General features: G+C 64.6%; 6 protein-coding genes. 2 read left to right on the top strand and 4 right to left on the bottom strand.

Translation table 11 applies throughout. The features are described 5' to 3' along the window. Nucleotides 1-105: 105 nt before the first annotated feature. Nucleotides 106-912: a response regulator gene (locus XI05_RS32800; protein WP_172785067.1), complete on the bottom strand. Its 807-nt coding sequence runs from the start codon at nt 910-912 to the stop codon at nt 106-108. Between the two features lie 231 nt (nt 913-1,143). On the opposite strand from XI05_RS32800, the gene XI05_RS32795 reads away from it, so the two are divergent. Then, on the top strand, nt 1,144-1,377 hold the full coding sequence (locus XI05_RS32795; protein WP_025032292.1) for a NepR family anti-sigma factor: 234 nt from the start codon (nt 1,144-1,146) through the stop codon (nt 1,375-1,377). Continuing rightward, nucleotides 1,377-1,925 carry a sigma-70 family RNA polymerase sigma factor gene (locus XI05_RS32790; protein ID WP_018316216.1) on the top strand — a complete coding sequence of 183 codons (549 nt, stop codon included), beginning with the start codon at nt 1,377-1,379 and terminating at the stop codon, nt 1,923-1,925. The genes XI05_RS32795 and XI05_RS32790 overlap by 1 nt, the downstream gene beginning before the upstream one ends. Before the next feature lie 99 nt (nt 1,926-2,024). Here the strand turns inward: XI05_RS32790 and XI05_RS32785 are convergent, their stop codons facing one another. The 3 genes from XI05_RS32785 to XI05_RS32775 form a co-directional block, all read right to left on the bottom strand. After that, entirely contained in the window at nt 2,025-2,723 is a 699-nt protein-coding gene (locus tag XI05_RS32785; protein ID WP_271509628.1) for a nitroreductase, read from the bottom strand. Nucleotides 2,724-2,859: 136 nt separating this feature from the next. Beyond that, nucleotides 2,860-5,091: a CHASE2 domain-containing protein gene (locus tag XI05_RS32780; RefSeq protein ID WP_271509626.1), complete on the bottom strand. Its 2,232-nt coding sequence runs from the start codon at nt 5,089-5,091 to the stop codon at nt 2,860-2,862. Nucleotides 5,092-5,238: 147 nt separating this feature from the next. Then, nucleotides 5,239-13,626: a VCBS domain-containing protein gene (locus tag XI05_RS32775; protein WP_271509624.1), complete on the bottom strand. Its 8,388-nt coding sequence runs from the start codon at nt 13,624-13,626 to the stop codon at nt 5,239-5,241. Nucleotides 13,627-14,093 lie beyond the last annotated feature (467 nt).

Here is a 14,093-nt window from a genome sequence, read left to right as displayed (position 1 = left end):
GCGGCGAATTCAGCGCCCGTCAAGCGGGCTGGCGGCATGAAAAATCCGGCGTGCCTCGCGGCACGCCGGACCAAACTCGCCAATGGGCAAGCCGCTAGCGCCCTGTTACGCCGCCGGCGCCTTCGGCGTACGGTTGCGCGAGTTGCGCTGGAAGAACAGGGCCTGGCTCGCCACCGCCGACACCATCGCGGGCTGGAACGGCTTTGAGATCAGGAACGCCGGCTCGGGACGCTCGCCGGTGAGGAAGCGCTCCGGGTAGGCGGTGATGAACACCACCGGCACTTCGAAGGTGCGCAGCAGCTCGTTGACGGCGTCCAGGCCCGACGAGCCGTCGGCAAGCTGGATATCGGCGAGGATCAGGCCGGGCCGCCTGTTCTTGGCCAGCGCCACCGCATCGGCATGGGTGCGGGCGACGCCGACGACGTTATGGCCGAGATTCTTCACGAGGCTCTCGAGATCCATGGCGATGAAGGTCTCGTCCTCGATGATCAGCACGTCGGTGGCGATCTCGGCAGCCATCTCGCGTCCGGCTGCGTCGGCAAGACGGCGCGTCTCGGCGACGTCGGTGCCGAGAATGAAGGCGACTTCCTCTTCGGAAAAGCCCTCGAGCGAGAGCAGCAGGAAGGCCTGTCGCGGCAGCGGGGTGATGTTCGACAGCCGCCGTTCCGGAGGCATCGGCAGGGTCGTCACCTCGGCATCGTCATTGATGGAGACCGAATTCCAGATCTGGGTGAACAGCCGGAACAGGCCGGCCCGGGGCCCATGGCTCTCGTCGAGCACCGACGGATCGCCCAGCATGGCCTCCAACATGGCGGCGACATAGGCGTCACCGGAGGCCTGGCTGCCTGTCAGAGCCCGCGCGTACCGGCGCAACAGCGGCAAGTGTTCAGCAACTACCTGTGAACGGGACATCCCCACTCCATTCGTCTTCGGGCCAACCTTGAGGTCCAATCCTGAGGTCAGGCATCACGCGGGGGGCCCAGGTTCCCCTGCTGGGCTGTCTACGCCTCACCTCAACAAAAGTTCCGCCAAGCTGGGAACTTTTTGGCGCAGCTGGAATTGTGCCTATCCAGGGAACGGCTCCCGGTTGAGAAAACTTCTCGATTTTACAGTAACTTAACTCGGGGAAACGTGGAACAGGTCATGAAAGATCTCAAGTCTCAAGCCAGCAGAAGCACGACCCCCGGCAAGGGAGGCCTCACTCCGGAAATTCAATCCCGGATTGGGCACCAGTTGCGCGCCATGTACGACGATGTCGTACGACAGGGGGTTCCGGATCGGTTCGCAGAACTGATCAAGAAGCTTGATGCGCCGGGAGCGTCACCCCACGTGGAAAATGAGGGCGGATCCAACGACAACAACAATGGGAGGGATTAATGCCTCTCACGGACTCCCTGCGTAACGACATCTTGGCGGCCGTGCCCAGTCTGCGCGCCTTCGCCATCTCGCTCAGCGGCAATGCGGACCGCGCCGACGATTTGGTCCAGGAGACGCTGCTGCGCGCGCTCGCCAACATCGACTCGTTCCAGCCCGGCTCCAACCTGCCGGCCTGGCTGTTCACGATCCTGCGCAACCTGTTCCGGTCCGACTACCGCAAGCGTCGGCGCGAGGTCGAGGATGCCGAAGGCAACTATGCCAAGACGCTGAAGACCCAGCCTTCGCAGAATGCTCATCTCGAATTCGAGGAGTTTCGCACCGCGCTCGACAAGCTTCCGCAGGATCAGCGTGAAGCCTTGATCCTGGTCGGTGCGTCCGGCTTCTCCTATGAGGACGCGGCCTCGATCTGCGGCTGCGCGGTCGGCACCATCAAGAGCCGCGTCAACCGCGCCCGCTCGAAGCTCGCCGCGTTGCTCTATGTCGACGGCGCCGAGGATTTCGGCCCCGACGAGACCGTGCGCGCCGTGATCGGCGGCAGCGGCGGCTGACCGCCGGCGTCCATCGAACCGCGACGAGAGGAAGGCGGCCGTTTTGACGGCCGTCTTCGCGCGTCCGACGCTGATGGCATCGGGACTCACGGCGCGCGATCACACATCCACGAAGGTCGCGGTCTCGGCCACGCTCGCCCGCGAAGTGCGGTAGCTGTTGACCTTGTGCGCGTGGTCCGCATAGCCGAACGAGATGCCGCAGACGACGCGGCGGTCGCCGGGCAGATCGAAGTGGCGGCGGATCAGGCCGGAATGCCGCGCCAGCGCGGCCTGCGGAATGGTGCCGAGCCCGAGCGCCTGCGCCGCCAGCATGAAGTTGGAGACATAGGCGCCGCAATCGATCGCACCATAGATGCCGAGCGGCTCGTTGGTGTGGATGATGGCGACATGCGGTGCGCCGAAGAAATTGTAGTTCTCCAGCGCCTGCTTGGCGTAGGCCGCCTTGTCGCCGCGGGCGATGCCGAGCGTGTTGTAGAGCTGGAAGCCGCTCTCGCGGCGGCGATCGAGATAGACGCCGGCATATTCGCGCGGTGGCGTGAAGTCGTAATCATCGCCGAGCCCCTTCGAGGCTTCGGCGTAAATCGCCTTGCGAAAGCGCTCCTTGGCCTCGCCGCTGGCGATGATGACCTGCCAGGGCTGGCTGTTGCACCAGGACGCCGTGCGCTGCGCGGTCGCCAGCACGTGCTCGATGGTGGCGCGATCGACTTCCTTGGGGAGAAAGGCGCGAACGGAGTAGCGCTCGTTGAGGAGCTCTTCGAGCATACCGATGCGGTCATTTTGTTTCACTTGTGCGTCCATCACTCTGCTCGCCCTTTTTTCCGGTTGGGCAAAGGCGCCAGGCGCCGTACCCCCTCGGCCAGACTTACCTCGATGCACCTGCATATGGTAGGCATGCTTCGCTTTGCCCACCCTGCGGGAGCGGTGACCGCGACCACTACTTGGTCAGCAGGGCATAGGCGCCGGTCCAGCCCTCCGGCGGCGGCTCGATCTGGAAATCCTTGATCCGCGCCTCGTAAAGCCTGAACAGCTTCTCCAGCGTGTCGGCGTCCTCGCTTTTGCGGCCGCGCTCGATCGCGTCCAGCGCGCCTTGCCAGTCGCGGCTGCGGTAGCAACCGAGCATCTCGATGGTGATGTTGCGCAGGCGCTGGAACGCGGCCGAATGCATCACGTCCTCGCGGCCGGCGATGGCGTAGATCACTTCCGGCTCGGACTTGCCCTTGACCATGATGAAGTCGAGCTCGAGGATCGCGAACTTTTCCTTGGCGGCGAGCGCGGTGCGCGAGCCCACGATGATCGGAAAGCCGTATGCCTTCGACTGGCCCTCGAGGCGCGAGGCCAGGTTCACGCTGTCGCCGAGCACCGAATAGTTCTTCTTCAGGTCGGAGCCCATGTTGCCGACCACGCCGATGCCGGTGTTGAGACCGATCCCGACATTGAGCGGGATGTAGACGTGGCCGCCATCGGCGGCTTCCTGCTCGCGCTCCTTGTTGACCTCGTCGATCTGCTCCAGCATCTGGATCGCGGCTTCGCAGGCGTTGATCTCGTGCTCGGCATCGTCGAGCGGCGCGTTCCAGAACGCCATGATGGCGTCGCCCATGTACTTGTCGATGTAACCCTTGCGCTCGATGATCACGTCGGTCAGCGGCGTCAGGAAGCGGTTCATCAGCGCGATCAGCCCTTGCGGATCGTGCTTGTAGCTCTCCGAGATCGTGGTGAAGCCGCGCACGTCGGAGAACATGATCGTCATCTCGCGCTCCTCGCCGCCAAGCACGAGCTTTTCCGGCGACTGCGCCAGCTGCTCGACCAGCACCGGCGACATGTATTGCGCGAACTGCCCGCGGATCTGCACGCGCTGGCGCTGCTCGCGCACGAAGCTGGCGAAGATCAGCGTCAGATAGACCGCGGTGGTCGACAGCAGCGGATAGGTGAAGTCGATGAGCTGGCGGTGCTGCACGTAGAAGAACCAGGACACGCCGACCAGGATGGCGGCGAAGGCCCCACCCGCAAGCACCAGGCGGACGGGGCCGAGATTCGGCGTGAAGATGATGACGAGCAGGCCGATCACCAGCGCCGCGATCAGCTCGACGCCGAGCGCATAGTTCGGCTGCGAGATCACCGCGCCACTGAGCACGCTCTCCAGCACCTGGGCATGGATCTCGACGCCCGGCATGGTCGCGGACACCGGCGTCGTCTTGATGTCGTTGAGCCCGGCCGCGGAGGTCCCGACCAGCACCAGCTTGCCGGCGAACTTGCTCGGCGACGCGCTGTTGTCGAGCACGTCGGCCGCGGAGACGTAAATCGAAGGATCCCGGCGGGCGTAGTGCACCCAGAACTGGCCGTTCTTGTCAGTGGGGATCTCGACGCCCTTGAGGCGCACGGCCCGCACGCCGGTCTTGTCGGTCCTGATCAGCAGCGTCGGTGTGCCCGTGACGACGCGCAGGATCTCGAGGCTGAGCGATGGCATGATGTTGCCTTGGGCACGCATGACCATCGGCACGCGGCGGATGAACCCGTCGCGCTCCTTTCTGATCGAGAACAGGCCGCGGCCGGCGGCCGCCATTTCGATCACCGGCACGTTGCGCAGCAGGCCTGGAAATTCGAACAGGAAGCGGTCGGCGCCCTCCTCCCCGACCGTCGCCACGCCCGTGAGCGGAAGTGACTTGTCGGGCTCGGCCAGGATATCGGGCAGACCCGTCTCGCCCAGCACCACCCGCGAGCGCTTGATCGCCTCGGCGAGGATCTGGTCGTTGGTCGGCAGCCCGCGCAGCTTGGCGCGCGTGGCGTCGTCGAGATAACGCATCTGGCCCGCGACCAGATCCGGATTGAGTCGGTCGGGCTCCGAAAACACCACGTCGAAGCCGATCGCCACCGCGCCGTTGTTGGTGAGGCTCTGGATCAGATCGGCGATCCGCGTCCGCGGCCACGGCCATTGCCCGAGCTTGGCGAGGCTCTTGTCGTCGATGTCGACGATGGTGACCGGCCGCGCCGTCTTGTGCCTGGGATCGATCAGCTGGAACATGTCGAAGGTGCGCAGCCGCAATTCCTGGATCGGCGGCGGATCCCAGAGGCGCGCAACGGCGAACAGAACCAGCAGCGCAAGGCACATCAGCCGCGCAAAGCCGAGCTTCCGCGCAAACCACCGCCGCAGGATCCTCAGACGTTTCATGCCAGCCGGACTTCCCGCCCCGCACCACGCCGGGCGCACCGATCATGGAGCCTCGGCCCGCGATTGGCTATTCCCTGACGGTGGTAGACGGTGAATTTTTTGCCGCGGTCAAGCTACGCGCCTGTTGGCCGATAGGGCCGCACGTCCTCACGTGACATGTGTGCCGAAGATGAAATCGCTGGCCTGGAGATTCGCGGCAACCACGTTCTTGAGCAGGAGCGACTCGTGCTCCTGTATCGGTCCGGATTGCTGCGAGACCTCCTGATTCCAGGTGATCAGGGTGTCGCCATTTTGCTGCTGGGCGATGGCGAGGTCGCCCTTGCAGCCGACGTCGGAGAACTGCCGCAGATCGATCTTGTCGAGCCCCACCTTGAAATCGGTGATCGTGTGGGAGAAATCGGTGACGGGTTGCCCGTTGTCGTCATACAACAAGCCCGGCGCGAACACGAACTGATCCTTGCCCTCCCCGCCCGTCAGCGTGCTGTTCGTATCGGTCGCGAAGATGACGTCCTTGCCGCTGGTGCCTTCCAGGGCAACGGCCTGGCTGGTGTCGCCGGCCTCGTGGAAGATGAAATGGACGGTGTCGAACAGCCCCGTGGCCTGGTCCGTCACAGTCAGCGTGATCTGCTCGATGTCCGGCGGCTGGGCTTGAGGATCGGAGCTGGCCGCTGTCGGATTGTAGGTGGCGCCGGTCTCGAAACCGAGGTTGATCTCCTCGAGCGAGCCCGAGGCCGGATAGAAGTCCACCTGACTAAGACCTGGATGCGCCGTCGACATGGTGACGGTGAAGTCGTGGTCCGCTGAGCCGGTGACCATGAGATCGGTAATGATGTCGGAGTTGTTCTCGATGATATGCTCGACTTGGAAGCTCTCGGTGTTGATCACCGGGCCGTCGGCGGGAACAGTCACTTCCGTGCCGATGGTGGCGAGATCCTGCGAGGCCGGAGTCTCACCGCCGGTGCCGGTCACCGAAAGATCGATTGTCGCGGTGGACAGATCAGTCGTGATGGCGCCGGTATAGGTGTCGTCGAGCGCGTGGACTCCCAGCGCGCCTGGCGTGCCGGAAAAGCCGTTGGCGGGCACGAACCGGATCAGCGTATCGGGGCCCAGCACCAGCGCGTTCGTGTTGCTGACCGGCCCGATATCGACCCATTGATCCGTGCCGGCGAGCTCGTACTGCCAGACGCCCTGCGCTGCGGTGGCGGCGTCGGAGGTCACCGCGAGGGCTTTGAATGTCGCACCGGTGTCAGCGTCGTGGAACTTGTCCGTGAACAGGCTGCTGATCGTAGCTCCGCTCGGATCGCTGTCGTTGCCGGCGACGGAAGCCAGCGTCGCGTCATCGAGCGTCGGCGCGTCGTTGCTGCCAGTGATGTCGATCGTGACGGTGCTGCTGGTGCCGGCGCCATCGGCATCCGACGGGACGATCGTGTATTGCAGCGACAGGGTCTGGCCGGCGGCGAGGAAATCGAAGTCCTCCCCCTGCGAGTTGAAGGTCCAGGTGAACTGCGCGTGGGTGGCGGTGCCGTTCAGGATATCGGCGGCCGGAACGGTCAGATAGTTCAGTAGATCGGTGTTCGACAGCGCGCCGACGTCGGTCTGCAACACACCGTCAAGATAGACCGAGAGGTGATCGCGCGCGACGCTCACATGATCGGTGGCGTCCGCGTCGGACAGGGTCAGCGTGCCGGTCTTGTCCAGCCCCGCATTGGTCTCGTCCAGAGTCGCGCCGGCGCTGTCGCCGCTTGCGACCGTGATCACCGGCGCGTCGTTTTTGCCGGTGATGGTGACCGTCACCGCGGCCGTATCGGTCTTGCCCTGATGGTCCGCCAGCGTGATGGTGGAGACCACCGTCACGGTCTGGCCTTCGCCGAGGAAATCCAGCGCGCTGTCGGCGATCGAATAGCTCCAGCCGATCGCGCCGTTGTTCTTGTTGCCGGTCGCAGAGAGTGTCAGCGCCTGCTCCAACGCGGTGATTTCGTCCGGCGACAGCGTCAGCTGCGTGGTGTGGTCGGCGTCGAGCCAAGTCAAGGCATACGCAACGTTCGTCACCGTCGGACGATCGGTGAGGTCGATGTCGGTGAAATGGATCGCGCCCGTCCCACCCGAGACCGGATCGAGCGTCGGATCGCCGGTGGTGCTCTCCAGCTCGGAGAAGCTCACGCTCGGCGAGGCCTCTGCCGCGGTGAAGACCGGTGCATCATCATCCGCATTGAACGTGATCAGGGTGCCGCCATGGCCGTCGCTGCTGCCGGCGAAATGGGCGTTGCTGTAGTCGGCACCGGTCAGATTCAGATCGATGTGGTTGCCATCGGCGTCGGTGACCGTCAGCACGCCTCCGGTCGCAGGGTCGGCATTGGCGACATAGACCGCACTGGTGCCGAGACCGTACTTGATCGTGGACAGGTCGATCGTGTCGCCGGCGGACAGCCCCGCGATCGATCCGCCGAAGGACGACGTATCGATCTGAAGCGCGGCGCCATCACCGGCGAGCGTGACCGTTTGCGTGACCGTGCCTTCGAGCTTCAGGAGCGCGCCGGCATCGACGGTAACCGACCCCGCGCCGGACAGCGAGCCGAACAGCGTCAGGGTCCCGGCGTTGACCTCGATCGTACCGGCGTTGGTGATGGCGCCGGAGATCGTCGCCGTGCCCCAGCTGTCGATCTCATGATAGTTCGCAATGCTCAGGCCGGTCCCGGCAATCGAGGCCCCATCGAGCAGGTCGATATCGCCGTCGTTGACGATCGACGACAGGCTGCCGAACACGCTGGTGCCGGAGACGGTCCAGATGCCGCCCGCGTTGTTGTTGAAGGTGGCCGTGGCGACGGAGATGTTGCCGTTGATGTCGCCAGAGTTGTTGATCGTGATGGCGCCGCCGGTCTCGACGATCGCATAGCTCGTCGAGGTCACGCTGGATGCGTCCGCAGCACCGATCGTGCCGGAATTGTCGATCGTCGCCGTGCCGGTCGCGTTCTCCTGGATGTAGATCGCCGCGTGACCGGTGGGAGCCGAGATCGAGCCGGAATTGGTGATGTGCGTCGAGCCGGTCGCGCCGGCCCCATTCTGCGTGACGCTGATGCCGGCGAAGCTCGTGCTGTCGATGTCGCCATGATTGACGATGGTGACGTCGCCGACGCCGGTGGCGAGGACAGCCACGCCGACCGCGCCGGAGGCCGAACCGTCATTGGTGATGCTGACGTCGCCGCCGCCATGATCGAACGCAGCGATCGCAGTGCCTGCGGCGGAGATCTGTGAATTCTGGCCGGTCGTGACGGTGATGTCGCCAACACCCCAGGTGAACGCCTCGATGCCATAGCCGGCAGCTGCGGTGATGTTCGCATCGCTGTTGACGACGACGTCGCCGTTGACCGCGTTCGAGAAGGTGCCGTTTCCGCCCGGCTTGTAGCCGGCGATGATCGCGCCCGGCGTGGTGCCGTCGTTGTTGAGCGTGGTGCCGGAATGAATCGTGCCGTGCGCTTCGACGGAGATCGTGCTCGCAACGCCGGCGGCAATGGCCGTCGCAAAATTGACGGCCACGATGCCGGAGCTGCCGGAGGTGATGCTGTCGCCTTTCGCCAGGGTGACGCTGATGTCGCCCTGGTCGATGCTGTGGGCCCTGATGCCATAGCTGGCCGCACCCGAGATCGTGACATTCTCGCCGAGCGTGACCGTGACGTCACCGGTGCCGCCGCTCAATGCTGCGGCGTTGATTCCCATGCTCTGCGCCCCGGAGACCGAGATCGTGGTGCCGGCGAAGCTGTTCACCGAGACGTCGCCGCTCCCGTAATTGAAGGCGTTGATGCCGTAACCGGCCGCGGCGGTGATGTTGCCATGGTTGTTGACGACCACCGAGCCGTTGACGCCGGTATTGGCGTGGGTGCCACTGGTGGCGCCGGTGTAGCCGGCTTCGATGCCGGCCGGAACATTGCCGGCCAGGTTCGGGCTGCTTCCCGAATTGATCGTGCCGTAGCTGGTGACCGTAACGCTGCTATCGGCCGCAGCGTTGATCGACGTCGCGCGATTGACGGCGACGATGCCCGAGCTGGCCGACGTGACGATGCTGCCGGCCTCCGTCGTGACGGTCTGGCTGCCGCTGCCATAGCTGCGCGTCCGGATGCCGTAGATGGAGCCGCCGGTGATCGAGCCGCCGGCGTCGATGTCGATGTCGCCGTGGCCCAGCGTCGCTGCATCGATGCCATAGGCGCCGCCCGCGACGCCGCCGAGCTGAGTGATCGAGATGTCGCCGCTATTGGCAGCGTTCAAATTCTCGACGAGAACGCCGACCGAATTCGCGCCGGTGCCGGTCGCCTTGCCGGTAAGATTGTTGACGGTGATGTCGCCGGAGCCGGTCGCACTGTCGCGCAGCGTGATGCCGTTGCCGGCGAGGCCCGTGATGTCCTTGGTTGCGGTCAACGAGACGTCGCCGGCGCCGTTCTGGGTGACGACGAGCCCGTTGGCCGCGCCGGTCAGTGCGCCGGTTGGCGTCAGAATGACGTCGCCATGGTTGCCGCTGGTTCCGCCGGATGCAGCGAGCACGAGCGCGTCGCCGCTCGCGCTGGCGATATCGGCATCACCGGTGACGGTGAAGGTACCGCCGGTCGAGGCCCCGGCCGTAATGGTGCCGGTGAAATCATGGCTCGTGGCATCGAGCCGGAGCGTGTTGGCACCGCCGGCAAAGGTGACGGTCTGCGCATCCGCGCCGCCCAGCGCCAGTGTCGCGCCGTCGTCGACAAGCAGCGTCCCGACGCCGGTGATGCCGCCAGCGAGGTTCAGCGTGCCGGCCTGCACCTCGATCGTGCCGGTGTTGGTGACCGCGCCCGTGATCGTGCTGCTGCCCGAGACGCCGTAGAGATGACCGGCATTGCTCAGGGTGCCACCGTTGATCGAGACGTCGGTCAGATAGAGCTTCGAGGCGCCGTCGACCGCGATCGTGCCGCCGGCATTGCTGACGGTCGCGGTCGCGAGCTTGAGGATGCCCCCGCCCGCCGCCTCGATCAGGCCGAGATTGGTGATGGCATGAAGCAGGCCGGGATCGATCGTCAGCGTGCCGCTGGTCACGGAGATCGTGCCGGTGTTGTTGAGGTCGGCGCCGTCGACTGCGCTCGTGCCGTTCGATTCCAGCGTGCCCGCGATCGTCACCGTGCCGCCGCTGATGGTCGAACCGGCGAGATCGAGCGACGAGCCCGATGCGACCGACACGGTGCCGCCGGTGTTGGTCACCGTCATCGCGGTCAGCTTCAGCGTGCCGCCGTTGATCGCGGCCAGCGTGCCGGTGTTGGTGACGGCCTGGTGGTCGATATCGAGCTCGACGCCGTTGGCGCGGAGGGTGCCGGCATTGGCAATGGCGGCCGAGGTCGTGGCGGCGAGCGTCAACACGCCTCCGATCGCCTCGATCAGGCCGTTGTTGGTGATGGACGCATTGGTGACGGTGCTGGCGCCGGACGAGGCCAGCGTACCGAGCACGTTGAGCTGGCCGCCGGTGACGCTCGCGCCCGAGAGCGTCAGTTTCTTGCTCGCATCGATCTTGACGGTGCCGCCATTTGCGATCGCGGTCCCCGCAACGGTGACATCGTCGAGCGTCAGCGTCACCCCGCTTCCGACCGCGACGGCGCTCGTGCTCAATGTCGCCCCGCCGTCGATCCTGCTGGCGCCGGTGACGTCTATGTTGCCGCCGCCGTCGATCGTGCCGCCGCTGATGGTTGCGCCGCTGATCGACAGCTTGCCGGAGGCATCGACCGTGACGTGGCCGGCGTTGGCGACGCTGGATCCCTGGTCGATCGTCAGCCAGCCATTCGCCAGTACCCTGATCGTGCCGGCGGAGGTGTTGGAGACCGTCTCATTGGCAAATTCGACCGTGCCCTCGACGTTGACCGTACCGGAATTGGTCAATGTGCCGTTCTCGATCAAGCTGGCGCCGTCGAGTTCCAGTGTCCCGAGAATCGTGACCGTGCCGCCGTGGACGGCCGCATTGTCCACGATCAGCGTCGTGGCCGCGTCAGCCTTCAGCGTGCCGCCGGCATTGGCAATGTCGGCCAGCATCTTCAAGGTGCCGCCCGACAGCTCCAGCGTGCCGGAATTGGTGATCGTGGTACCGGCAGCGAAATCGCCGCCGCCGGCGAGCGTCAAGTGGCCCGCATTGGTGAGCACGCTCGTGTCCGATATCTCAGCCTTGCCGCCGACCGACATCGTGCCGGTCGCGGCGTTGGTGAGGATCGAGTCCGCGCTCATGTTGAGCGCACCGGCGATGGTCAGCGAGCTCTGGTTGATCAGCTTCGGCGGCGGGCCGCCGAAATCGTTCATCGTCAGCGATTTCGCATAGGCAGCCGCGTCGATCGTCACCGGATAGGAAGGCGTCAGACCGTGCAGCTGATCGGTGATGACGATGACGTCGTCATCGATGGTCGGGACGGTCCCGGTCTCCCAATTGGCCGCGTCCTTCCAGTACCCGCCGGAGGGCGCGCCCGCGTTGTCGGTCGCGATCCAGACCACGGCGGGCGCGTCGGTGCCGGTGATCGTGACGGTGATCGTCTGCTGGGCTGTCGCACCTTGCGAGTCCGTGACGGTGACGGTGTAGACCAGCGTCAGCACCACGCCCTTCGGGATGAAGTCGGCGAGATAGACCGGAAGATCGGCCAGCGACCAGTTGATGGTGCCGGTGCCGTCACCGGTGCTGTCGGCGCCCGCAGCGATCGCGACCGACATCGCGCTCTGGAATGCCGCGAGCGGACCGGGCGGAACGGTGCCGCCGGGCAGGGTCGCGCTGGTCAGCGCCACCGACACCGTATGCTTGTCGGTGAGATCGACGTCATCGAAGCTCAGCGTGCCCGAGGTTGGAACGTCGCTGGTGAGCGGGCCACCCGGCACGCTGGTGCCGCCTTCGAAAGTGATGACGGGAACGTCGGTGGTGACCACCGGCTTGTCGTTCGTTCCCGTGATCGTGATGGTGATCGGGATGAACTTGGACTCGGGGTTCACCGAGAAATTGGTGTCGACGCGGACCATGTAGGTCAGCGTCAGGGTCTCGCCGGCCGCGAGGAAATCGAAGACCTTGTCCGGGATCGTGTAGGTCCAGACCGCCGAGCCGTTATTGTTGTTGGCAGGGTCGGCGACGACACTGATCTGAATCTGCGTCGCCGCGATGTCCTGCTTCTGCAGCGCGGTGAGCGAGCCGGTGACATCCTGCTGGCCGGCGCTCTTGTAGACGTAGTTCGGCGCCTCGGCCAGGCTCACGCTCACCGTCGGCAGGTCGCCGAGGTTTTGATCGAGGAATCTGATCAATCCGGAAATCGTGTCGGCGTGCGTATCGCCGGTGGTGTCCGCCCGTTCGGTCAGCGCGAACGCCGTCTTCACGTTGCCGCCGAGGTCGAAGCTTTGCGCGATCGGCTGACCGGGAATGCGGCCGGGCGTCGGCGTCGACGTGGTCGGGCCTTCCTGCGTCTGCGGATTGAGATTGACGAAGGTCGCGGTGACGATCGGGCCGGCCCCCGACTTGAGCACCACCTCATGGCCGAACGGCGTGATCGTGTCGGTGTAGTTCGTGGTCAGCTTGGTGTTGGTGTTGTTGTCGGTGAACTTCAGCGTGAACACGTCCGTGATCAGCTTCTGCACGTCCGGCGACATCAGTGCATTGGTGACCGAGACGTTGCCGCCGCTGATCTGGATCATCTGGCCGGCCTGGTTGACCGTCGCGATCGGCAGCAGCGTGACCTTGTCGAACAGGATGTAGGAGCCGGTCGTGCCGTTCGGCTCGACCAGCACCTGGAAGCTCGCCTGCGGCTGCGGATCGCCGCCGCCGGCGGGAACGACGAAGTTGATCTGTGTCAGCACCGCCGTGCCGCGGATGCCCATGGTGGCGACGGGCGTGTCGACCTTCATGTCGCCGTGCTTGGCGGTTTCGCCGGCGACGAAGGTGATGGTGCCCGCCACCAGGCTGAGCAGCGATGAATTGTTCGACCCGTTGGGGTCGTAGACCATCTCGTTCAGCACCATCCGCGCATTGGAGGACAAGCCGAACACGGTGCCGTCGATGAAGGTGATGCCGAGCGTCGAATCGGCGCCGGTCGACACCACGTCGCCCTTCTCGACGTTGTCGCCGTTGTTCAGGATCACCGAGACGCCGTTGCGGATGGCGGTCGCGCTGCCCACGAGCTTGGTGACGTGACCGATGACCTGGGCCGCACCGGCACCGGGCGCGGCCTGGGCGACCTGGACGTGGCCGGTGAGGGCGTTGACGACGTCGCCGCTGAGGTGGGCGCCGTCGGGCGAAGCGATCGCGGCGCGCTTGTCGCCCCTGAAATAATCGTGAACGACGAACTCGTGACCGTCGTGCGACAGCACGAGGTCGAGCCCGGCACGCTTGAACTCGCCGTTGAAGATCAGATTGGGGTCGGGAACGACGAATGCACCGTCGGGCACATGGCCATGCGCCTTGGCAATGAAGGGCTTGGCGGCAAAGGAATCGACGTGGACAAAGACGGGCGAGTTGGAACCCTGGCCGTCCAAAAACGTCGCGGCGTCAAATTTGCCAGCGTAATTCAACCGGGCACCGTAAAAAGGGTTAAAATTTATGTAAGTATCGACGACCTAAGCTTGCTTAGCATTACCAAGTCCTTAGCGAAACCATCTATTGCTTGTGTGATTTCGCGTCACTTGGCCGTAAGAGCCTGCGCCGGGCGGTGCATTCCCAGAGGAACGGAAGTCATATTCCAAGAATTCGGAAGTCGAAACAGGGTTAAATGCACGCATTTCCTGCCGCCCCAAGTCATTCGAAGTAAAACTGGTAGAACAGATACTTGCGTCATCTTTTGTTCGTGATGCCCTGCAACATCCTGCGGCAAATACGGAGTTAAATCTGTGACCTAACTAACAGAACCCGTGAAAAAGCGGATCGTTAGCCATAGGGGCGAGATTCGGCGCCCGTCGCAACTTTTGCCTGCAATTGGTTCCATTTCGCGGCAGGAGGCTCTCCTAGCCGTCGAATCGTAAAATTTTACGCAATTCGGGCG

This window comes from Bradyrhizobium sp. CCBAU 11357 (genome assembly GCF_028128865.1).
Taxonomy (GTDB): domain Bacteria; phylum Pseudomonadota; class Alphaproteobacteria; order Rhizobiales; family Xanthobacteraceae; genus Bradyrhizobium.
This window is presented reverse-complemented; position numbering and strand designations above follow the sequence as displayed.

Bases quoted from the DNA above. Each gene is read 5' to 3' on its own strand.
- XI05_RS32800 (WP_172785067.1), bottom strand. From the start codon at position 912: ATGTCCCGTTCACAGGTAGTTGCTGAACACTTGCCGCTGTTGCGCCGG.
- XI05_RS32795 (WP_025032292.1), top strand. From the start codon at position 1,144: ATGAAAGATCTCAAGTCTCAAGCCAGCAGAAGCACGACCCCCGGCAAG.
- XI05_RS32790 (WP_018316216.1), top strand. From the start codon at position 1,377: ATGCCTCTCACGGACTCCCTGCGTAACGACATCTTGGCGGCCGTGCCC.
- XI05_RS32785 (WP_271509628.1), bottom strand. From the start codon at position 2,723: ATGGACGCACAAGTGAAACAAAATGACCGCATCGGTATGCTCGAAGAG.
- XI05_RS32780 (WP_271509626.1), bottom strand. From the start codon at position 5,091: ATGAAACGTCTGAGGATCCTGCGGCGGTGGTTTGCGCGGAAGCTCGGC.